This window comes from Komagataeibacter sp. NFXK3, assembly GCF_054182245.1.
The window spans coordinates 12,912-34,956 of the sequence record NZ_JAPIVJ010000002.1; the positions used below are offsets into that span (position 1 = coordinate 12,912).

Here is a 22,045-nt window from a genome sequence, read left to right on the forward strand (position 1 = left end):
GCCTGCGCTTTCAGCGCCGCATGAGCCACAGGATGCACGAGACAAGGAGGCTTATGAGCAGGCCACTTGTAATGGGCATGTAAAGCGTGAAATTCGGCCGCTGTATCAGAATATCGCCCGGTAGCCTGCCAAGGGGCAGGCGTGACACAAAAGGCCAGAACAGGCCTGCGGCAACAAGAAGCACGCCGGCAGCAATCAGAATGCGGGGCATGGGGTATGATCCAGTCCAGTCATGGTCGGGCTCGTCCGTGTCTTGTCATGTACACGGCCATCTCCCATGAAAATGGATATCATGCCGCCGGGATCAAGCCCTGCTGGCGTGCGGCAGGGCGTGCCCGGGGCGGCGTGCATAAGCGGCATGTGCGATGCCCCATATTCTGCCGTTTCCTTCGCCGGTACGACATGGAATATCGTTTTTATATCGAAATATAATCGAATGGCGCATAACGGATGTGCCATCGTATAGTTAATCAAACGCTTGTGCTTCAACTGGCTTCATGAGGGAATTGAACGCAACAGGATCATCAATTCACTGTATATCATAGTATGTGTCGCAAAATGTACACGGGTTCAAGGTAAGGTTACTTTGTGTTTCCGGGTTGTGCCGGGGGCATGATGCATTTTCGCAATGATGGAGCGCATGATGAAACTAAAAGACTTCAAGGTTCTGACCTTCGACTGTTACGGCACCCTGATCGATTGGGAGACAGGCATCATCAACGCCCTTGCTCCCCTGACATCGCGGCTGAAGACACCCCTCAGCCGCGATGCCATCCTGCAGGCCCATGCCAAATATGAGTCCCGCCAGCAGAAATGGACCCCCGGCCGTCCATACCCGGCCATTCTGGCAAGTGTCTATCGTCGCCTCGCGGAGGAGTGGGGCGTGCCGCACACCATTTCCGAAGCGCAGGATTACGGCCAGTCCGTGCCGAACTGGCCTGCTTTTCCCGATAGCACCGAAGCGCTTCAGTACCTCAAGCAGCATTTCAAGCTGGTGATCCTGTCCAATGTCGATGCCCGTTCCTTCAGCGGCAGCAATGCCCGGCTGAATGTCGTTTTTGATGGCATCTACACCGCCGAGGATATCGGGTCGTACAAGCCGTCCATGCGCAACTTCGAATACATGCTCGAATACCTTGCCGACCTCGGGCTGGGGCCGTCAGACGTGCTGCACACGGCGGAAAGCCTGTTTCACGACCATCAGCCCGCCAACAGGGCGGGGCTGGCATCGTGCTGGATCTACCGCCGCCACGCGCAGGACGGGTTCGGGGCGACGATGGACCCTGGCGCGATGCCGAAAGTCGATTTCCGCTTCAACTCCATGGCGGAACTGGCCGAGGCGCACAAGAAAGAAATGGCCGAAGGCTGAGGCCCGTTTCCCTGTCATCATTTCCTGATATCCCTGGTGTTGAGGTCATGTATGAAGAGCAGCGATAAACAACTGGGCATGGGTGCCGCGATTTCACGGCGTGATCTCATTCATGGCCTTGCCGCAACCGCGCTCGGCGCTGGCATGATCCGGGCTGGTGCCAGCCACGCCGCCACCCCCGGCCGGGTGCAGACAGACCTGAGCAATTATGCGGGACCGATTGCGGATGCCGCGACCTATCCCCCCGTGCGCGAGGGCATGCGTGGCGCCCATCCCGGTGCGTTCGAGGCAGCACATGGCCGCCGTGATGGCGCAGCCTATCCTGCGCCGGTCCACACTGGCGAAACCTATGACCTTGTTGTGGTGGGGGGCGGGCTGAGCGGCCTCGCGGCGGCCTGTTTCTACCGCCGGCGCTTCGGGCCGGAGGCGCGGGTGCTGGTGCTGGACAATCACGATGATTTCGGGGGGCATGCCAAGCGCAACGAATTTGTCAGTGATGGCCGCACGCTCATGACCACCGGGGGCTCGGCCTATTTCGTGGCCCCGGACCAGTGGACGGAGCAGGCAAGGGGATTCGTCAAAAGCCTTGGGGCCGATTTTACAGTCAAGCGCGAGAAAACCAATCCTTTCGCCGCGTTGGGCATGCGGCCTGCAACCTTCCTGCCGCGCGCGAGCGGGGGCGACGGGCGGCTTTACCCGCATGTCCATTTTACCGCGCCAACGCCCGAGTTCCTCAAAACGGCCAACCTGCCGCCGCGGGTGCGCCAGGACCTTGCCGCTGTCTATCACGGCACGGTCGATTACATGGCGGGCATGACCACGGCGCAGAAGATCGCCCGCCTGCAATCGATAACATACAAGCAGTACCTGCTGGATTACGTGAAGGTGGCGCCCGAGAGCCTGCCGTGGCTGCCGGGTGTGTGGTGCCTGAGCAAGACTGCGGCCAGCGCCTGGTTCGCCTATTTCCGTTATGCGCCAGGCTTTTCCACCCTGGGGGTGGCGCGCGCGCCCTATTCACCCGAGGCCCCGGAGGACGAGGCCGCCGATTTTCATATGCCTGCGGGCAATTCGGATCTGGCGCGGCTCATGGTGCGCGAGCTGGTGCCGCAATCCCTGCCGCAGGGTACGTGGCAGTCGCTGGAAACGGTACGGCTGCGCTATGACACGCTTGACCGCCCGAATGCCCCGGCCCGCATCCGGCTGAACAGTATTGTTGTGCGCGTCCAGCATATTGGCGATGCCCCGGTCGGCCTGTTCGAGCCTGACACGCGCGAGGTCGCCGTGGATTACATGCGCAATGGCAAGTGCAGCCGTGTGATGGCCAAAAACGTCATCCTGGCGGGCAATAACAACATGATCCCCTATCTGTGCCCCGAAATGCCCGAGGAACAGAAAGCCGCCCAGCACAAGGCCGTGCGCGCCGCCAACCAGATGACCACCGTCCTGATCCGTAACTGGGAGGCCTTCCGCAAGGCCGGGACGAACCATATTGATACACCGGCCAGTTTTTTTGGCAGCTTTGCCCTTGATGTGCCGTGGGCACCCAATGACGGGCCGCCGGACATGGATCCCGCCAAGGGCGCCATCGTGATCTTCATGACCGGAACCAATTCCGGCATCCTGAACAATGATACCATGACGCACGCCATCATGGGCACCGACATGCCTGACAACCTGACCATGCAGCAGCAGTTCCGGATGGTGAGGATGGGGCTGCTCCAGACCCCCTTCGCGGTGTTTGAACGCGCCGTGCGCACCCAGATGAATGATGCACTGGGCCCCTATGGTTTTGATGCCGCGCGCGACATTGTGGGCATTACCGTCAACCGGTGGCCGCATGGTTTTGCCATGGCGCAGAATTCACTCTTTGACCCGCCCAGCCCGACGGGTGAGCAGCCCTGCGAGATCGCCCGCCGCCAGTTTGGCCGGATTTCCATCGCCAATAGCGATGCCTCGGGGCAGGACCTGTGCAATACCGCCATCGACCAGGCCTGGCGCGCGGTAGAAGAAATGGTGCCCCATAATTACGGTTACTATAACAGGATATAATCATATTCACGATTGGTGGCCATGTTGTTGCCCCCTGTCGTGGCATGGAGCGTAAATGGACATGTACAGCAGATATTTCCCTACCCGGTTCCGGTCGCGCTGGCTTGGAACTGCGCTGGGCCTGTTGGTTGTGGCCGCAATGTCAGGAACGCCCGCGGCCCGGGCGGCGGAGGAGGCATGGCATGGCACCGATGCGCGCGAGCAGGTCTCCGCCGCCCTGCTCGGGCCGTGGAAAGCGGATATTGCCGCCTCGCATTACACCGACCCGGCACCGCGCAAGGCGCTGCGCTTCTTTTCCTATACGGAAGGAGGCAAGGTCCTTGTCTCCTTCATGACGCTGAATGCCAAGGGGCAGTTCAGCTCCGGGCACTGGGCGGCTCAGGTCGATGGCACGCCCGGCATCGAATATCACAGCCAGGGCGGCGCGATCCCGTTCAATGTCGTGTATTTTACAAAAGTCGATGATGACAATTACCATCTTGTCGTCAAACGGAATGGCAAGGTGGAAATCACGGCGGATTACAGTCTCTCCAAGGATGGCAGGACACTGTCCTATCGTTATGGGGACACGGTGGTTGTCTATCACCGCTGGGACATGATGGAATAAGGCCTGATGCAACCGGCGCGCCATGATTCCACAGCGCCGGGCAGACAACTGCGCCACCTGTCCCGTTACATGATGGAGAATGACATCTTATGGAAAAAATCAGCTGGAATGATTTTGAAAAGGTTCTGATCGTCGCGGGCACGATTGTCCGTGTCGAGGATTTCCCCGAAGCTCGCAAGCCCGCCTACAAGATATGGGCTGATTTCGGCCCTTATGGCGAACTGAAAACCAGCGCGCAGTTTACCAAACTGTATGACCGCGACACGCTGGTGGGGCGGCAGGTGATCGGGATCATCAATTTCCCCGAAAAGCAGATCGGTCCTTTCCGTTCGCAGTTCCTGCTATCGGGTTTTGAAACGCCGGAGGGCATCGTGCTGGCATCGGTCGAGCGCAGCGTGCCCAATGGCACCCGGCTGAGCTGAAGCCAGCCGCACTAAATGTTTCTATAAAGAAACAATAATAAACGATATAAACCAAATATATGCCAGTACTATAAATGGCTGGGAACGATACGGGCTGGTCATGGCGGATGGGAAAGCATCCATCCGTCATGACCGGCATTCTTCCAACCTTGCAGGGAACGGTACACGGCATGGGCAATACGGCTAATCATACCCTGTCCACGCTCAGGCAGCGTCATGTCATCATGATTGCGCTTGGGGGGGCTATTGGCGCGGGTCTGTTTGTGGGCAGCAGCGCGGCCATTGCCGCAGCCGGGCCAGCCGTGCTGGTGGCGTTCGTGGCGGTGGGGCTGCTGGTCATGCTGGTCATGCGCATGCTGGGCGAGATGGTAACGGCCCGCCCCGGCCGGGGCTCCTTCGTGGCCTATATCCGGGAGGCCCATGGCAATGGGGCGGCCTTTACCGCAGGCTGGCTGTACTGGTTTTTCTGGCTGGTCGTGCTGGGCAGCGAGGCGATTGCCGGTGCTATCTTGCTGCATGAAAGCATCAACCTGCCTGTCTGGCTGCTGGCAACGGGCCTGATTGTCACACTCATGGTCATCAATCTGGTGGCGGTGCGCATATTTGGCGAATGTGAATTCTGGCTGTCCATGGTCAAGGTGGTCAGCATCGTGCTGTTCGTGCTGCTGGGTAGCCTGTATCTCGGGCACCTGTTCGGGCCGCCCGTGTCGGTGGTGCATAACCTGCTTGGGCATGGCGGTTTCATGCCGCATGGTGGCATTGCGGTGCTTTCTATTGTTCCCACCGTCCTTTTTACCATGATCGGCTCTGAAATCGCGACGGTGGCGGCGGGGGAAACGGCCGAACCGGCCCGCAATGTCGCGCATGTAACCCGGAGCCTGGGCACGCGGCTGACATTATTCTACAGCCTCTCGATCGGCCTGATCCTGATGATCGTGCCATGGAGCGATATCGTGCCGGGGCATTCGCCCTTTGTCATGGCCATGCAGGCCATGCACATTCCGGGGGCTGCCGCAGGCATGCGGATCGTGGTGCTAACGGCGGTGATCTCGTGCATGAATTCCAGCCTGTACATCACATCGCGCATTCTGGCGGAACTGGCGCGCCATGGTGATGCCCCGGCGGCGCTACAGCATCATGGCCGACATCATACGCCCGTCAATGCCATCGTGGCCAATTCCGTGGCCGGAGGTATTGTGGCCTTCGCCTCCATCGTTGCACCCGATACGGTCTTTTCGTTCCTGCTCAGTTGCAGCGGGGCGGTCATCCTTGTGGTGTATTCCCTGATCATGACGGCATATATCGTTCTCCGCCGCAGGGCAGGCGTGGCGGAACGGAAAGCGTGTTTCCATATACCCCTGTTTCCAGCCGTCAATATTGCCTGCCTGGGCGGGGTGGTGATTATCTTCATCGCCATGTTCAGCAATCCCGCACAGCGGGAAACGGCTGTGGCCAGCCTCGGCACATGCCTGCTGTTTGTCGCGATTTACATGGTGCGGCGGCGCGGACGCCGTGCCTGATTGGCGTGGTCGGGGCCGCGCTATAAATATCGGCTCATCATAAAAAAGCTTTTTGCAAAAAGCGTCAGAAGCAGTGGTAGGCAGAAACTTTTAGAGACTGTTTGAAAACAACTCATTGATAAAAAATGATAAAAGTTTTTGGGTGCCGCCTTTTTTTTAAAAAAGGTAGTGTTCTTTGAAGCTTTTTGAAAAAAGCTTCACCAAAAACTTCCTTATGATTTCTGGATGTTTGCTGGGCTAACTTTTCAAACAGTCTCTTATCAAGCCAGCATAATAAAAAGGCCGGGATATGCCATATCCCGGCCTTTTCAACAGCTATGGAGTCTTGCTCAGCCCTTAAGCGCAGCGCGCACATCCGCATCGTCGCGCACGGCATCGAGCACGTCGGTCAGGCGGTCGCACAGCAGGTCGACTTCTTCAATGGTGCAGCACAGCGGCGGGGCAAGGCCGATGATGTCATCACCAAAGGCACGGAACAGCACGCCCTTTTCATAGCCGATTTTCGACAGCTTGCTGGAAATCTTGAGCTTCGCGTCCGGCTTGCGCTTGGTCATCTTGTCGGTAACCAGTTCAATCCCGGCCAGCATGCCGCTTACGCGCACATCGCCCACCAGCGCGTGGTTGCCCAGCGCATGCAGGCGGTGGGCCAGGTGTTCACCTGCCTTCACGCCATTGGCCAGCAGACCCTGCTCATACAGATCCAGCACGGCCAGGCCGATGGCGGCGCTGACGGGGTGCGCGCTGTAGGTCATGCCGTGGCCAACCGCAACGCCGGGTGGGGTGTTGTCGCGGATGGTGGTGTAAATGTCTTCAGACATGAACACGGCACCCATCGGGGCATAACCCGATGTCAGGCCCTTGGCGACCGTCATCATGTCGGGCACCACGTTTTCGCGTTCGCAGGCGAACAGGGGGCCGGTGCGGCCAAAACCCGTAATGACCTCATCGGCCACGAACAGGATGCCCAGTTCACGGCATGTCTCGCGCATGGCCTTCATCCAGCCTGCGGGCGGCACGATCACGCCGCCCGAACCCTGCACGGGTTCGCAGAAGAAGGCCGCAACCTTGTCAGCACCCAGTTCGGCCACCTTGGCCTTGAGCGAGGCCACGGAGGCGGCGATGATGGCGGCATCGCTATTGTCGCCGGGGTGACGATAGGCATAGGGGCTGGGAATATGGTGCTGCCACGACAGGGGCACATCGGCATCACGATGGAAGGCCGCCAGTGCCGTCAGCCCCGCGCCCGTATAGGTGGAGCCGTGATAGCCGCGCGCCAGGCCAATGACATGACGGCGCTCGGGCGTGCCGCGGGCATGCTGGTAGAAACGGATGAAGCGCAGCGCGCTGTCCACTGCATCCGACCCGCCCTGCGAAAAGAAGATGCGGTTCAGGTTGCCCGGCGCGCGCCCGGCCAGCCGGCCCGCAAGGGTAATGGCGGGTTCGCTGGCAAAGCCGAAATAGCCCGTAGCATAGGGCAGGCGGGCCATCTGCTCGGTCGCGGCCTCGACCACGCTCTTGCAGCCATAGCCGACATTGACGCACCACAGGCCGGAAAAGCCATCAAGCAGTTCCTTGCCGTGAATGTCCTTGAGCCAGGCGCCATGGCCTGAGTGCAGGATACGGGGACCGGCCTCTTCCTGATCTCGCCAGGAGGAAACGGGATGGATCAGGTGATCCCGGTCGATGGAAATCAGTTTTTCTGGGGTCATGTCGCGCTTAGCCAAATGTTATGGAGTTTTAACAGACCTGTTGATTGTGTCACACACCAACAGAAGATGTTACGGGAAATGCCGCCACCCGGGGCAGATTATGCCGTTTCCATCATGTGTGCAGCCCATCGTCCTGATGGCATGGCGTGGAATTTACGTATCATTACTATCCAGCAGGCTTTCAATCGCCACGGCGGATTTGATGATCGGGGATTTAATGACAATATAGCTGAAATACTTCTCAATGCCGATATTGCGATCAAGCATTGTTTCAACAATTTCCTGATAATGGTCCACGCTTTTGGTCATGAACTTCAGCAGGTAATCATACCCGCCACTGACCAGATGGCATTCCACGACTGAGGAGATCTTCTGGATATAGGTCTCGAAGCGCGAAAAATCATCCCGCCGGTGGTCCGATAGCGTCACTTCAGTAAAGACCGTGAGCAGGCTGCTGATTTTCTGTAAATTGATCTGTGCGCCATAACTGACGATATATCCCGCTTTTTCCAGGCGCTTGACCCTGATCAGGCATGGGCTGGCCGACAGGCCCACCCGGCGTGCGAGTTCCACGTTGGTCAGTCGTCCGTTGCGCTGCAGTTGCGCAAGGATACGCAGGTCAATCCGGTCCAGTTTTGGCTGGGATATCATGTTGGCCGATTACCTTTGTCCATATAAAAACCGCTGTTGTGGCATCGATGCGCAGTGCAGCACGAAGGTGGCATGTCCGCACGGATAAGAAAAGAAGATCGCATGCCTCCGGCTTCATGTCATGCATTCCGCGCGGTAGGAGGGAGGCGCGTAAAGGCGCCCCCCAACGGCACGAATGCGCGCAGCGTCCGCCGGACCCGGTTACTGGAACCGTTTTATATGGAAGGGTTCCAGCGGAATGTCGGTGCGCCCGGTTGCAATCAGTTCCGCCATGGTCATGCCCACGCCGGGGCCAAGCTGGAAGCCGTGACCGCAGAAACCGAAGGCGAAGAACAGGCCAGGCACCTTGCTGCTCGGCCCCATGATGGGCAGGTTGTCGCCCACATATCCTTCCACGCCCGACCAGGTGCGGATCACGCGCAGCCGCGCTATCTGCGGCACCAACCGGGCGAGGTAGGGCATCTGGCGCATGGTGTTGAGCGGGTCGATCGGCGAGCGCTTGGCCACGAGGTCCGCCACGCTGCGCCGGCCGCCGCCATACACGATGTTGCCGCGCTTGACCTGCCGCAGATAGACGCCTTCTTCCAGTACGCTCGAGGCACTGCCGATGACCGGCCCGATGCGGTAGGGCAGCGGTTCGGTCACCCCCATCTGCGGGCCCTTGGCGGCAAAGGGAATATCCTCGCCGAAGGAGGCGGCCATGGCCCGGCCCCATGCCCCGCTCGAAATCTGGAGGAGGGGGGCCTGGAAGGACTGTCCGTTCCGGGTCTCGACGATGAAGTCCTCGGATGTTTTCGTAATGGCGCACACTTCGGTGTTTTCGAACACCCGCGCGCCAGCACGCCGTGCCGCACGCCCGAAGGCCGGGGCGGCCAGGCGCGGATTGGCATGCCCATCGAGCGGGGAATAGGAAACCGTGCGGATATCGGGGCCGACCATGGGGAACTTCGCGCGCGCCTGATCCCCGGTCATGATGGTCAGGTCAAGGCCGTAGGGCTTGCAGTCAACCGCGTATTTTTCCAGCCGGGCGCCATCTTTTTCACTGGTGGTGACCAGGATATGCCCGCTCATGACAAACTCGGCGTCTTCGCCGATCAGGCGGGGCAGGTTGATCCAGATGTCGCGCGAGCGGTTGGCCAGCGGCAACTGGCCCAGGTAGCGGCTCTGCCGCCGCACATTGCCAAAATTGACGCCACTTGCGGCCTGCCCCACAAGGTTGCGTTCCAGCAGGATGACCGACAGCCCCTGCCTGCGCAGGAAAAAGGCCGTGGCAGCCCCCATGAAGCCACCGCCGACAATAATCACATCGGCCTGCATGCGGTTGGTCGGATAGGTGGTCATGATTTTACCGTGCAGTTGAGGGGGAGGGGCTTGACGGGCGCTGCGGTGCGCAGGCGGCCGACTTCACGCACGGGCACATTGCGCGCCGCAGCCAGGATCTCGGCTGCGGCAAGGCCGCACATGCGCCCCTGGCACCGCCCCATGCCCGGGCGGGTGAGGGCCTTGGCGCGGTTCATCTCGGGGGCATCGAGCTCGCCTGCCGCCCGCCGGATCTCGCCCGCCGTTATGTTTTCGCACCGGCAGACCACCGTCTCGTCGGGCAGGGCGCCGGCCAGATGCGCAGGCCAGGGGAAGGCTTCGGCCAGGCCCCGGCCAAAGCGGTTCATGATGGCCAGCGTTTCGTGCAGTTGCGTGAACTCGGTGTCTTCAACGCTATGGCCGCCATCGCGCAGCACGGCGCAGGCCGCAAGCTGGCCGGCAGCCTCGGCCGCGTCGGCCCCGCGCAGCAGCACGCCATCGCCCGCCAGGTACACATCGGGCCGGCTGGTGCGGCCATTGCGGTCAACATGCGGGCGCCACTGGGTAAAGCAGGGGTCGAATATGAATTCGCATTTCAGCAGGTCCGCCAGCTGCGTTTCCGAGCGCAGGCCGTAGCCCATGCCCACCGCATCGCACGAAACCTGGCGCAGCCTGCCCCGACTGTCGCACCATGTCACGCCGGATACCTGGTTGTTGCTGGCTTCAATGGCGCGTGGCGTGATTCCTGCATGCAGCCGCACGCCTGCACGCGCGAGGTCGGCCATGTAGCGCACGCCATTGGCTACGACCCGTGCCCGGCTGGCCATGCGCCGCAGGCCCTTCATGCGCGTGGAAAGCGCGCTGGTATCAAGCACGGCGGCTGGTCTGGCCCCGGCCTGCAGGTATTGCCAGGCCACAAGATAGAGCAGCGGGCCAGTGCCCATGAAAACCGGCTTCTGCCCGATGGCGCAGGCCTGTGCCTTCAGCGCGATCTGGGCGGCGCCAAGGCTGTAGGCCCCCGGCGTGGTCCAGCCCGGCACCGGCATGATCCGGTCGGTCGCCCCCGATGCGATAATGACCTGGCTGAACGGCACGATGGTCACGTCCTGCCCGCACACGGTCATGAACCCTTCATCCGAAACGCCCCATACAGTCGTGCCGGGGCGGTAGTCGATACGGGGGCGCAGCAGGTCGAAATCCGTGTGCAGGGCGGTCGCCTTCGCCGCCTCGGTGCCGTACAGCTTTTCGGGCGTGCGATGGAAATTCTCCGGCTGGCGGCGATAGATCTGCCCGCCCTGGCGGTCATTTTCATCAATGACGACCGGGCGCAGGCCTGCCTGCACCAGCCGTTGCGCCGCACGCGTGCCAGCAGGCCCCGCGCCAATGACGATTACAGGTTCGTCAGCCATGGGACCTCCGTTGTGGTAATGCGCATGCCGGGCTGGGCCGGGGTCGAACACGCGCGGAGCTGCGTGCCATCTTCGGTCCAGACCCAGCAGTCCTGGCATGCTCCCATCAGGCAGAACCCGGCCCGTGGTGCGTTGTCGAATTCATTGTGGCGCAACTGTCTGGTCCGTGTCAGCAGGGCGACCAGCAAGGTATCGCCTTCCAGCGCCTCGATTTCATGGCCATCTACGAACAGGCGTATGGTTTTTCGGTCTTTTTCGGCTACACGTCGGAATAAAGCCGGCATGGGTTCTCTCTTGGTTGGGTCCGCTGGCAGGGCATATGATATGAGGATGCGACCTGAATTCACATATCCAAAACAGTCATGCACCGAGAATGAAATTTGTTTAAAAAAAACAGGTGCAGGAAAGCATGAATGACCGTTTTTGTGGCGAGTACGAAACATAATGTCCAGCCCGCGCGGTACAATGACGGGTACGACCTGCGTGTCATGCCCGCCACGATGATGGAGGCTGCCGCCCGGCGCTGGCTGGGCTGGCATTACGGATAAAACGCATATTGGTTCAGGAAACATTCCATGTCGTCCTCACTGTCTTTCGATCCGGTTCTTGCCGATATTCCCGCTGGCCATTTCATCGGCGGCCAGTTGCTCGCGGGTGGGGAGCGGATTGCAGTGCACGCGCCCTCGAGCGGGGCGGTGGTGGGGCACATCCCTGCGGGAAGTGCCGACACCGTCGATCAGGCCGTGCGCCGGGCAGCACATGCGCAGGCGACAAGCGGCTGGGCCACCTGCGCCCCACGCGAGCGCGCGCGGGTGATCCGGCAGTGGGCGCGGCTGGTTGAGGACAATGCCGAGCGGCTGGCCCGCCTGGAATCCTTCTGCTCCACCCGCCCCATTGCCGAGACCACGGCATGGGATGTGCCGTTTACGGCGGAAGGCATGCGTTTCTTCGCGGAATATGCCGACAAGCTGGGCGGCGATGTGGCGGCCACCGAGTCGAACCTGCTGGGCATGACGATTGCCGAGCCCTATGGCGTGATCGGCGCCATCGCGCCATGGAACTTCCCGCTGGTCATGGGGAGCTGGAAAGTGCTGCCCGCCCTGGTGGCGGGCAACGGCGTGGTGCTCAAGCCATCGGAAATGACGCCGTTCTCCGCCGTGCTGCTGGCCCAGCTTGGTGAGCAGGCGGGCCTGCCCGCGGGGCTGTTCAACGTGGTGCAGGGGGCAGGCGGCGTGGTGGGGGCTGCGCTGTCGCGGCACCCGCTGGTGGGCAAGCTGACCTTTACCGGTTCCACCCGCACGGGCATCGCGGTCATGCAGGCGGCGGCTGAAAGTGGCCCCAAGCCGGTTACGCTGGAACTGGGCGGCAAGAGCCCGCAGGTGGTCTATCAGGATATCAGCTGCATCGACACGGTGGCCGCCCGCATCTTCCGCGCCTTTACCGGCAATGCCGGGCAGGTGTGCGTGACCGGTTCGCGCCTGATCGTGCATGAAAAGGTCGCAGCCCCCCTCATCGAGCGCATCGCCACGCTGGCGGGGCAGGTGCGCCCCGGACCTACATGGGATGGGGCGGCGGCCTATGCCCCGATCATTTCTACGCCCCAGGCGCAGCGGATAGAAGACATTCTCAGCCGCGCCTGTGCCGCGGGCGCGCAGCAGGCCGTGCCCATGCGCCGGTTGCTGCCGGAGAGTGGCGGCGTATTCCTTTCGCCTGCGGTGCTGACCAACGTGACCATGCAGAACGTGGCCGTGCGCGAGGAAATCTTCGGCCCGGTCCTGACCGTGCAGACCTTCCGGGAGGAAGAGGAGGCCATGACACTGGCCGAGCACCCTGAGTACGGGCTGGCCGCTGGCGTGCATACCGCTGACCTCGGTCGCGCCATGCGCGCGGTCAGGCGGCTGAAGGCGGGTACGGTGTGGGTCAACCGCTACGGGCGGTCGGCTGATTTCGTCATTCCCACCGGCGGCTTTGGCGGGTCGGGCATTGGCAAGGACCTTGGGCGCCAGGCGGTGGAAGCCAACCTGCGGCACAAGAGCGTGCTGATGTCGTTTGAAGGATAAGGCGCCATGAACCGGGCCGCATGCCTTACTGAACTGACCGCCCTGCGGCATGACCTGCACGCCCACCCCGAACTGCGCTTCGAGGAAGTCCGCACGGCCGATCTGGTCTGTGAATACCTGACGGAACTCGGTTATGCGCCTGTCCGTGGCCTTGCCACGACGGGGGTCGTCGCAACCCTGCATGGCAACAGGCCCGGCCCATCGATCATACTGCGCGCGGATATGGATGCGCTGCCGGTGCATGAGCGCAGCACGCATGGCCATGTCTCGCGCCATGCGGGCCGGATGCATGCCTGCGGGCATGACGGGCACACGGTCATGCTGCTTGGCGCTGCCGCACGGCTGGCGGAACGACCGCCGGAGCATGGGGTGATTCATTTCGTCTTCCAGCCCGGGGAGGAAGGGGGCGCGGGGGCGCGCGTGATGATCGAGGAAGGGCTGTTCACGCGCTTTCCGGCCGAAGCGTGTTTCGGGCTGCATAACTGGCCCGGCCTGCCCGCGGGGCAGCTCGCGGTGCGCAACGGGCCGATCATGGCGGGGGGGTGGCGGTTCCGTATCCGCATCAGGGGGCGGGGGGCGCATGCGGCGCAGCCCCACCTTTCAGCCGATCCGGTTCTGGCGGGTGCGGCGCTGGTGCAGGCCATGCAGCAGCTTGTGGCGCGGCGCACGAACCCGCTGGTTCCGGCCGTGGTTTCGGTCTGTACATTCCATGCAGGCAGCACGGACAATATCATTCCCGACCAGGCGGAACTCGCTGGCACGATCCGGGCGCTGGACCGTGACACGCTCGAGCGCCTGCGTGAAGAACTGGTGGACCTCGCCGCGGGCATGGCGCAGGCGGGCGGGGTTGAAATGACGGTGGACTATCACAGCCCGTATCCCGTCACCGTCAATGCGGCAGCACCCACGCGCATCGTAGGCGAGGTGATGCGTGAAATGGATGCGGATACGGCCTGGCCACCCGCCGATACCGATGTGCCGCCCAGCCTGGCCTCGGAAGATTTTGGCTTCATGCTCGAGCAGCGTCCGGGCACCTATGCCATGATCGGCAATGGCCCGTCGGCTGCCCTGCATGCGCCGGATTATGATTTCAATGACAGCGTGATTGGTCGCGGCGTGACCTACTGGGAGCGCCTGGCCCGTTATTATCTTGCGCAACAGACGCGGAGAGATGAAGTATCATGAAGACATACAAGATCGCGGTCCTGCCCGGTGATGGCATTGGCAAGGAAGTCATGCCGCCTGCGCTGAAGGTGCTCGATACCATCGGCAAGATCTGCGATATCGGTTTCCGGTATTCCGAATATGACTGGAGTTGCGAAACCTATCTCGCGACCGGCAGCATGATGCCAGCCGATGGCATGGACCGCCTGTCGCAGCATGATGCCATCCTGCTCGGTGCGGTTGGCTATCCGACCGTGCCGGACCATATCTCGCTGTGGGGGATGCTGATTCCCATCCGGCGTGATTTTGACCAGTACGTCAACCTGCGCCCCGTCCGCCTGCTGCCCGGCATCCGTTGCCCGCTGGCTGACCGCAAGCCCGGAGACATTGATTTCTGGATCGTGCGCGAAAATACCGAGGGCGAATATTCACGCATCGGCGGCCGTTTTGCCGAAGGTACGGACGCGGAAGGCGTGGTGCAGACCGCCGTGTTCACCCGGCACGGCACGGACCGCATCATCCGGTATGCCTTTGAACTGGCCAAGAAGCTGGATCGCCCGCATGTTTCATCGGCCACGAAGTCCAACGGTCTGTTCCATTCCATGCCGTTTTGGGATGAGCGGTTCGAGAAAATGGCCGCGCAGTATCCCGGCACGCGCATAGACAGTCACCATATCGATATCCTGACAGCACGTTTTGTCCTGTCGCCTGAATATTTTGATGTCGTGGTTGGCAGCAACCTGTTTGGCGATATCCTGTCCGATCTCGGGCCGGGGGTAACGGGCACGATCGCGGTGGCGCCGTCCGCCAATATCAATCCCGAGCGGCGTTACCCCTCCATGTTCGAACCCGTGCATGGGTCCGCCCCCGACATTGCCGGGCGCAACATCGCCAATCCCATTGGCCAGATCTGGGCGGCTTCCATGATGCTCGATCACCTTGGCGAGCCGGAAGCCGGGCGCATGGTGCTCAAGGCCATCGAGACGGTCCTGGCCAACCCCGCAGCTCCGCGCACACCTGATATTGGCGGCAAGGCCAGCACGGCACAGTTCGGGGATGCCATTGCCGCGGTCCTGCACGATATGCGCTGACAGGCGCCTGGGGCAGCATGCTGTCGATCGTTGCCCATGATGGGTAGGCGAACGTGCGGACATGCTGATCCGCACTGGGTGGAGCAGATGAACCAGGTCGCACTGGTTCATCTGCTTTTTTTATGAGACGGCAAGTAACGGTATTAATTGTTACAATCTTTCATCGATCATGCAGCCGCCTGCGGCATGGCAGGTTATGCGGTTGCGGGCGGGGAAATATGGGCAGGGTCATTCCATTGCCGGTTTTTTGAGATAATACGTTGATATAAATGAAATTTCACAATAAGCGCGCCTTGAATCCGTTAGGGCGGCAAGGCTGCGCATACGGCCTGCATGCCCCTGTTGCGGGTGGCCTGTGGCATATTCTGCTTTATGAATCGTTTCATGCGGCTGTGGTGGCACGATCTGCGTTCCGCATGATGGCGCGGGGCGTTCCGCCTGGCGTGGATCAGATGGGTGTTCTGGCATAACTCGCTGTAGAGCATGAAGAATTCGCATATTTTCCCTGCCTGGGCGCAGGAAAGCAGACCCTGCTCGTGTTGGTTTCCAATTCGATATATTATGCTGAAAATTATATATAAACGGGTATTCCCGCATGGTGTTTTCATGATTTATTGATGAGCACTACGGAATGAGGTGTTATCCTGTCATGTCCCTTTTTAAGCCCAAATTCATCACTTTCGACTGCTATGGCACGCTGATCCATTTCGAAATGGGTGAGACGGCCCGCAAGCTTTATGCCGACGTCATCGCGCCCGAGCACATGGACCAGTTCGTGGCCGACTTTGCCGGTTACCGCCTTGATGAAGTGCTTGGCGCGTGGAAGCCGTACCGTTACGTCGTGCTGGGCGCGATCGAGCGCACCTGCAAGCGCTGGAACATTCCGTTCGATGTGGCCGTGGCCAACAAGTTTTACGATGCCGTGCCGACATGGGGGCCGTGGCCCGATGTGACCGAGCCGCTGCGCCGCGTGGCGAAGGAATTCCCGCTCGTCATCCTGTCCAATGCCATGAATTCGCAAATCCATTCCAACGTCGCGAATATCGGCGCGCCTTTCCACAAGGTGCTCACGGCAGAAGACGCGCAGGCCTACAAGCCGCGCATGCGTGCGTTTGAATACATGTTCGACCAGCTCGGCTGCGGGCCGGAAGACATCCTGCATGTCTCGTCCTCCCTGCGTTACGACCTCATGCCCGCGCGTGACCTTGGCATTCGCAACAAGGTGTTCGTGGCCCGTGGGCATGAACCCTCCACGCCGGAATACGGTTATACCGAAATCAGGGATATCGGGGGCCTTCCAGGCGTTCTGGGCCTGTAAACCGGCAGGCGCGCGTCACGGACGTCCGGGATCACCACACCGCAGGAAAGCATGATCATGACACTTGCCAGCAACTGGTTGGACACGCCGAACGCCCGCGTGCCGGGTGTCATGTGGTGGCGGGCGGTCCTGCCTGCGGGCGTGCGTTCCTGATGCGGGGCGGTCGTGCTCCCTATGGTACTACAGGCGTGCTGGGCCGGCGTCAGGCGTTGCGCCTGGCGGGGGCCGGGCTGGTTGCGGCAACCCTGCCCACGCGCGCGGTCCGGGCCGCAGGCGGCCAGGATCCACAGCCGCGCCGGGGCGGGCACCTGAATTTCGCAGGTCTTGCCGCCTCAACGGCAGATACGCTGGACCCGGCGCGTTTTGCCCTGGCAACCGATTATATCCGTGGCCACATGTTCTATGATGGCCTGGTCATGCTCGATGCGGAAATGATGCCGCATCCGGCTCTTGCCGAACGCATCGAGAGTGATGACCTGCAGACATGGCACATCACCCTGCGCCGTGGCGTGACCTTTCATGATGGCGCGGCGCTGACGGCGGCGGATGTGGTTTATTCGCTGGCACGGCACAAGGACCCGGCCGTGGGCTCCCAGCAGCGTGTCATTGCGCAGGAAATGGCGGACATACAAGCCGTTGGCCCGCTGGATGTCCGCGTGACGCTGCGTGGACCGAATGCCGATTTCCCGTCCATGCTCGGCATTGTCAGTTTCAGTATTGTGCGCGATGGCGTCACGGATTTCTCGCAGGCCAATGGCACCGGCCCCTTCACCTGCACGGAATTTACGCCCGGCGTGCGCACGTCGGGGCGTCGCAACCCGGATTACTGGCGCAGTCCCGCGCCCTGGCTGGACAGTGTCGACATGATCGGCATCTCCGATGACATGTCGCGCCACAATGCGCTGCTGTCGCATGACGTGGATATCATTGCCTCCGTCAATCCGCGTCTTGTGCGCCTGTTGCGCGCGCGCGGGTTCGGAATCATGGAAAGCCCGGTGGGCACCTATACCGATCTGGCCATCCGCCTTGATGAAGGGCCGGGCCGGTCGCAGGATTTTGTCACGGGCATGAAATACCTGTTCAATCGCGAGCAGGTACGTGATTCCGTTTTTCTGGGTTTTGCCCGGATCGGCAATGACCAGCCCATCCCGCCCGAACACCGCTATTTTGCCGCCGACCTGCCGCAGCGCCCCTTTGATCCTGACCGCGCGCGTTTTTACCTCAGGCGCTCGGGCATGATGGAAACGGGTGTGCCGCTGGTCTGTTCGCCTGCGGCGCTGGCCTCGGTCGATATTGCGGTCGTGCTGCAATATGCCGCGCAGCAGGTTGGCCTGAGCCTGCCGATCCACCGCATGCCCGCCGATGGATACTGGACGGAATACTGGATGAAGACCCCGATGGGGTTTGGCAATACCAATCCCCGCCCGTCGCTGGACATGACGTTTGCCCTCAACTTCGCCTCGGGCGCGCCGTGGAATGAATCGCGCTGGCGCGACCCGCGCTTTGACCAGCTGCTGCTTGCCGCACGTGCCCAGCGTGACGAGGCCGTGCGGCGGCAGATCTATCACGACATGCAGGTGATGATCCATGAAGGGGCGGGCATCTGCCTGCCGGCCTTCACCACCAGCCTTGATGCCTTCAATCCGCGCGTGCGCGGTCTGGCGCCAAGCCAGGCGGGGCAACTGATGGGGTTTGATTTTCTCAGTCACGTCTGGCTGGACGATGCGGCGGGAGGGGCGGCATGAACGCGCGCCTGGCCAGGCTGGTGCTGCGCCGGATCGGGGCGGCATTGTGCTCGCTCCTGTTCGTGGTGGTGGCGATCTTTGCCCTGACCGCAGCCCTGCCGGGTGATGTGGCGGATATGCTGCTGGGCCAGAATGCAACGCCCGATGCCACGCAGGCCCTGCGGCATGCGCTGCATCTCGACCAGCCGCTGTGGCTGCGTTTCATGCACTGGTGTGGCGGCATGCTGCATGGCAATGCGGGCAATTCGCTGCTGACCGGGCGCCCGGTGAGCGAGATGCTGGCCCCGCGGCTGTACAACTCCCTGCTGCTGGCCGGCGCCACCACGCTGGTTGCCGTGCCGCTGGCGCTGGTGCTCGGACTGGCCTGCGCAACGTGGCGCGACAGCGTTTTTGACCGTGTCATGACGGTGCTCACGCTGGGTATTGTCTCGGTGCCCGCCTTTCTCATCGCCACGGTCTCGGTATTCGTGTTTGCCGTGCAGTTCAGGGTCGTGCCGGCGCTGTCCGATATCCGCTCGATCCATTCCGTGGGGCAGTTTTTCCTCACCTTCGCCATGCCGGTGGCCACGCTGGCCAGCATTACCATGGCGCAGATGATCCGCATGATCCGGGCATGCATGATCGATGTGTTTTCCGCGCCCTATATGGAGATGGCGGTGATCAAGGGCGTGCCGCCCATCCGCATCATGCTGCACCATGCGCTGCCCAATGCCATTGGCCCGGTGGCCAATGCCATAGCACTCAGCCTGTCATCGCTGCTTGGTGGCGTGGTCGTGATCGAGACCATTTTCAACTATCCCGGCCTGGCGCAGCTTATGGTGGATTCCGTCATGTCGCGTGATGTACCGATCATCCAGGCCTGCACCCTCCTGTTCTGCATGACCTATCTGTTCCTCACCACGCTGGCCGATATCGTGGCGCTGGCCTCCGTGCCGAAGGGACGGGGCGCATGAGCGGCATGGCAACCGGCCTCAGGGCCCTGCGCCTGCCGGCGCTGACACCCGCGCAGCGTGTCATGGGGCTGTTCGGCTTCTGGCTTGTGCTGGCGGTATGCGGGCCGTTTTTCGCGCCTTACGCGCCGGGGCAGATCATCGATACGGAGGTGTTTGCCCCGCTGTCGCACCGGCACTGGCTGGGCACGGATTACCTGGGGCGCGACCTGGGCAGCCGCCTGCTCTATGCCGTGCGCTACACGGTGCTGATCTGCACCCTCTCCACGGCATTTTCGTGCGGCTGCGGCGTCCTGCTGGGCATCGCCACCACGGCCACGCCTGCCTGGGTGGAGCAGGTTGCGGGGCGGCTGATGGATGGCATCCTGTCCATTCCCAGCCTCCTGTGCGCGCTGCTGGTCATCGCGGCATTCGGGGACTCGCTCCTGGCGCTGGTCCTGACGCTGGGGGTCATCTATACGCCCGGGGCGTACCGCACCAGCCGTGCGCTGGCGCTGCGTATTGCACGGATGGACTACATTACCGTGGCCGTGGCGCGGGGGGAGGGGGCGCTCTTCATCATCTGGCGCGAAATCCTGCCCAACATGCGCGGGCCGCTGCTGGCCGATGTGGGGCTGCGCTTCATCTACGCGGTGCTGCTGCTCAGCAATCTCAGCTTTCTCGGGCTGGGGGTGCAGCCCCCGCTGGTGGATCTGGGTTCGCTGGTGCGTGAAAACGTGCTGGGGCTGGTGTATGGATCGGGCGCCGTGATCCTGCCCACGATCGTGATCGGCGTGCTGACGGTGGGCATCAACCTCGTGCTTGACGGGACATCACGGCGATGAGCAGGGCGCATATGATCTCGGTCAGGAACCTCGATATTGTCGGCCATCGCCCCGATGGGGGTACCGTGCCGATCGTGCGTGATGTCAGCCTTGAGGTGCGCGAAGGCCAGATGCTGGCCCTGATCGGGGAATCCGGATCGGGCAAGACCACCATCGCCCTGTCGCTGCTGGGGCATGTACGGCCGGGATGCACGATCAGCGGCGGGCAGATCACGGTTGCGGGCCATGACGTGACCAGCATGACCCGCCATGAGTTGCGCGGCTTTCGGGGGCGCACCATCAGCTATGTGGCGCAGAATGCTGGCACGGCGTTCAATCCGGCGCTGAGCATTGCCCAGCAGGTGATCGAGCCCGCGCGCGTGCACTGGGCCATGACGCGCCAGCAGGCCGAACGCAAGATGATCGACCTGTTTCGCGCACTGGCGCTGCCCGAGCCCGAAACGATTGGCGCGCGCTATCCCTACCAGCTTTCGGGCGGGCAGCTGCAGCGCCTCATGGCGGCCATGGCGCTGATTACGGACCCGGAAATCGTGGTTTTCGATGAGCCGACAACGGCGCTCGATGTCACCACCCAGATCGAGGTCCTAGCTGCCTTCCGCACCGTGCTGGCTGACCGGGGCATTACGGGCGTGTACGTGACGCATGACCTGGCCATCGTGGCGCAGATTGCAGACCATGCCGTGGTGCTGCGCCACGGGCAGGTGCGCGAAAGCGGCACGGTGGCGTGCATCCTGGGCAACCCGCAGGATGAATACACGCGCGAACTGGTGGCCGCCTGCCGCATTCCGCCCCGCGCCACGCCCTGCGTGCCCATGGCATCCGCGCGCGAGGACAGGGTGCTTGACCTGTCCGATGTGATTGTGGGCTATGGCAACCGCACGGCCGAGGGTCTGCCGGAGCGGCGCATTCTCGATCATGTCAGCCTGTCGGTGCCGCGTGGCAGCACGCTGGGGATCATCGGGGAATCCGGCTGTGGCAAAAGCACGCTGGCGCGCACCATATCGGGCCTGCAGCCATGGGCTGCGGGGCAGGTGGTGTTTCGCGGCGAGGCGCTGGCGCCTGCCGTGGCCGACCGCACGCGCGAACAGCGCCGCCGTTTGCAGATCGTGGCGCAGAATGCTGACCTGGTGCTCAACCCGGCATGGCGGATCGGTGCCACGATCGAGCGCGTGCTGACCTTCTTTCATGGCATGAAGGGGGCCGAAGCCCGCGCGGAGGCGATGCGCCTGCTCGATATGGTGCGCCTGCCCCATGCGCTGCTGGAGCGCTACCCCGCCGAGCTGTCAGGCGGGCAGAAGCAGCGCGTCAATTTTGCGCGCGCCCTGGCCGCCCGGCCTGATCTGGTGCTGTGCGATGAAATTACCGCGGCACTTGACCCCGTCGTGGCCGCCGCCATCCTTGAACTGATGGCGGAGTTACAGGAAACGCTGGGTATTTCCTATATTTTCATTACCCATGATCTGCATGCCGTGCGCGCCGTATGCGACCAGGTGGCGGTGCTGTATGCGGGTCACGTGGTTGAGCAGTGTGACAGCCAGTCCCTCACGGCGGGTGCGCATCATCCCTATACGCGCCTGCTGGTTTCTTCCGTGCCGGAAATGCGGGCCGGCTGGCTGGCCGATGCCATGGCCCTGCGGCATGCGGAAGGCGCACCCGCCGCACAGCGCCGCACAGATGGCGGATGCCAGTTCTTTTCACGCTGCGACATGAGGATGCCGGGTCAATGCGACCGGGGTCCCGTGCCGGTGCATACACTGCCCGATGGCGCGCGCATTGCGTGTTACCGGTCGTGTGCTGATCTTGCCTTTTCAGGGGGTGTCGCATCCGCAGCGCTCCCGCCTTCCTATGAATCCTAAGC

The 22,045-nt window shown here is 62.0% G+C and carries 20 protein-coding genes; 14 read left to right on the plus strand and 6 right to left on the minus strand.

Going from position 1 to position 22,045, the window contains the following annotated elements; genetic code table 11:
* Positions 1-10: 10 nt before the first annotated feature.
* Positions 11-211: a DUF2905 domain-containing protein gene (locus OQZ28_RS02260; protein ID WP_130732767.1), complete on the minus strand. Its 201-nt coding sequence runs from the start codon at positions 209-211 to the stop codon at positions 11-13.
* 429 nt (positions 212-640) lie between these two features.
* On the opposite strand from OQZ28_RS02260, the gene OQZ28_RS02265 reads away from it, so the two are divergent.
* The 5 genes from OQZ28_RS02265 to OQZ28_RS02285 all read left to right on the plus strand — a co-directional run bounded on the left by OQZ28_RS02265 (position 641) and on the right by OQZ28_RS02285 (position 5,967).
* The gene (locus OQZ28_RS02265; protein WP_242621950.1) at positions 641-1,369 is read left to right on the plus strand and encodes a haloacid dehalogenase type II; all 729 of its coding nucleotides are present in this window, start codon (positions 641-643) and stop codon (positions 1,367-1,369) included.
* A 51-nt stretch (positions 1,370-1,420) separates the two neighbouring features.
* Entirely contained in the window at positions 1,421-3,418 is a 1,998-nt protein-coding gene (locus tag OQZ28_RS02270) for an NAD(P)-binding protein (protein WP_458135031.1), read from the plus strand.
* A 139-nt stretch (positions 3,419-3,557) separates the two neighbouring features.
* Complete coding sequence (locus OQZ28_RS02275; protein WP_130732765.1) at positions 3,558-4,025, plus strand: hypothetical protein; 468 nt, start codon at positions 3,558-3,560, stop codon at positions 4,023-4,025.
* 89 nt (positions 4,026-4,114) lie between these two features.
* Entirely contained in the window at positions 4,115-4,447 is a 333-nt protein-coding gene (locus OQZ28_RS02280) for a tRNA-binding protein (RefSeq protein WP_458135032.1), read from the plus strand.
* A gap of 170 nt (positions 4,448-4,617) precedes the next feature.
* Positions 4,618-5,967: an amino acid permease gene (locus tag OQZ28_RS02285; RefSeq protein ID WP_458135033.1), complete on the plus strand. Its 1,350-nt coding sequence runs from the start codon at positions 4,618-4,620 to the stop codon at positions 5,965-5,967.
* Positions 5,968-6,296: 329 nt separating this feature from the next.
* Here OQZ28_RS02285 and OQZ28_RS02290 read toward each other — a convergent pair whose 3' ends face one another.
* The 5 genes from OQZ28_RS02290 to OQZ28_RS02310 all read right to left on the minus strand — a co-directional run bounded on the left by OQZ28_RS02290 (position 6,297) and on the right by OQZ28_RS02310 (position 11,319).
* Positions 6,297-7,676, minus strand: coding sequence for an aminotransferase class III-fold pyridoxal phosphate-dependent enzyme (locus tag OQZ28_RS02290; RefSeq protein WP_130732762.1), 1,380 nt, complete (start codon positions 7,674-7,676; stop codon positions 6,297-6,299).
* A 153-nt stretch (positions 7,677-7,829) separates the two neighbouring features.
* Positions 7,830-8,327 carry an Lrp/AsnC family transcriptional regulator gene (locus OQZ28_RS02295; RefSeq protein WP_078524773.1) on the minus strand — a complete coding sequence of 166 codons (498 nt, stop codon included), beginning with the start codon at positions 8,325-8,327 and terminating at the stop codon, positions 7,830-7,832.
* A gap of 201 nt (positions 8,328-8,528) precedes the next feature.
* Positions 8,529-9,668, minus strand: a complete 1,140-nt coding sequence (locus OQZ28_RS02300) for an NAD(P)/FAD-dependent oxidoreductase (protein ID WP_458135034.1) — start codon at positions 9,666-9,668, stop codon at positions 8,529-8,531.
* Positions 9,665-11,035: an FAD-dependent oxidoreductase gene (locus tag OQZ28_RS02305; protein WP_458135035.1), complete on the minus strand. Its 1,371-nt coding sequence runs from the start codon at positions 11,033-11,035 to the stop codon at positions 9,665-9,667. The genes OQZ28_RS02300 and OQZ28_RS02305 overlap by 4 nt, the downstream gene beginning before the upstream one ends.
* The gene (locus tag OQZ28_RS02310) at positions 11,017-11,319 is read right to left on the minus strand and encodes a (2Fe-2S)-binding protein (protein ID WP_130732759.1); all 303 of its coding nucleotides are present in this window, start codon (positions 11,317-11,319) and stop codon (positions 11,017-11,019) included. Before OQZ28_RS02310 ends, OQZ28_RS02305 begins: the two co-directional genes overlap by 19 nt.
* Positions 11,320-11,448: 129 nt before the next feature.
* Here OQZ28_RS02310 and OQZ28_RS02315 point away from each other — a divergent pair, with 129 nt between their 5' ends.
* The 9 genes from OQZ28_RS02315 (at position 11,449) to OQZ28_RS02355 (ending at position 22,043) form a co-directional block, all read left to right on the plus strand.
* Complete coding sequence (locus OQZ28_RS02315; protein ID WP_458135036.1) at positions 11,449-11,583, plus strand: hypothetical protein; 135 nt, start codon at positions 11,449-11,451, stop codon at positions 11,581-11,583.
* 27 nt (positions 11,584-11,610) lie between these two features.
* On the plus strand, positions 11,611-13,095 hold the full coding sequence (locus OQZ28_RS02320) for an aldehyde dehydrogenase family protein (protein ID WP_458135037.1): 1,485 nt from the start codon (positions 11,611-11,613) through the stop codon (positions 13,093-13,095).
* Between the two features lie 6 nt (positions 13,096-13,101).
* Positions 13,102-14,280: an amidohydrolase gene (locus tag OQZ28_RS02325; protein ID WP_130732757.1), complete on the plus strand. Its 1,179-nt coding sequence runs from the start codon at positions 13,102-13,104 to the stop codon at positions 14,278-14,280.
* The gene (locus OQZ28_RS02330; protein ID WP_458135038.1) at positions 14,277-15,350 is read left to right on the plus strand and encodes a tartrate dehydrogenase; all 1,074 of its coding nucleotides are present in this window, start codon (positions 14,277-14,279) and stop codon (positions 15,348-15,350) included. Before OQZ28_RS02325 ends, OQZ28_RS02330 begins: the two co-directional genes overlap by 4 nt.
* Positions 15,351-15,999: 649 nt before the next feature.
* Positions 16,000-16,668, plus strand: coding sequence for a haloacid dehalogenase type II (locus OQZ28_RS02335; RefSeq protein ID WP_110567001.1), 669 nt, complete (start codon positions 16,000-16,002; stop codon positions 16,666-16,668).
* 152 nt (positions 16,669-16,820) lie between these two features.
* Complete coding sequence (locus tag OQZ28_RS02340; RefSeq protein ID WP_458135039.1) at positions 16,821-18,413, plus strand: ABC transporter substrate-binding protein; 1,593 nt, start codon at positions 16,821-16,823, stop codon at positions 18,411-18,413.
* Positions 18,410-19,366, plus strand: coding sequence for an ABC transporter permease (locus OQZ28_RS02345; RefSeq protein ID WP_130732586.1), 957 nt, complete (start codon positions 18,410-18,412; stop codon positions 19,364-19,366). Before OQZ28_RS02340 ends, OQZ28_RS02345 begins: the two co-directional genes overlap by 4 nt.
* A complete protein-coding gene (locus OQZ28_RS02350; RefSeq protein WP_458135040.1) occupies positions 19,363-20,187 on the plus strand; it encodes an ABC transporter permease in 825 nt (274 codons plus the stop codon). The genes OQZ28_RS02345 and OQZ28_RS02350 overlap by 4 nt, the downstream gene beginning before the upstream one ends.
* Complete coding sequence (locus OQZ28_RS02355) at positions 20,184-22,043, plus strand: ABC transporter ATP-binding protein (RefSeq protein WP_458135041.1); 1,860 nt, start codon at positions 20,184-20,186, stop codon at positions 22,041-22,043. Before OQZ28_RS02350 ends, OQZ28_RS02355 begins: the two co-directional genes overlap by 4 nt.
* Positions 22,044-22,045 lie beyond the last annotated feature (2 nt).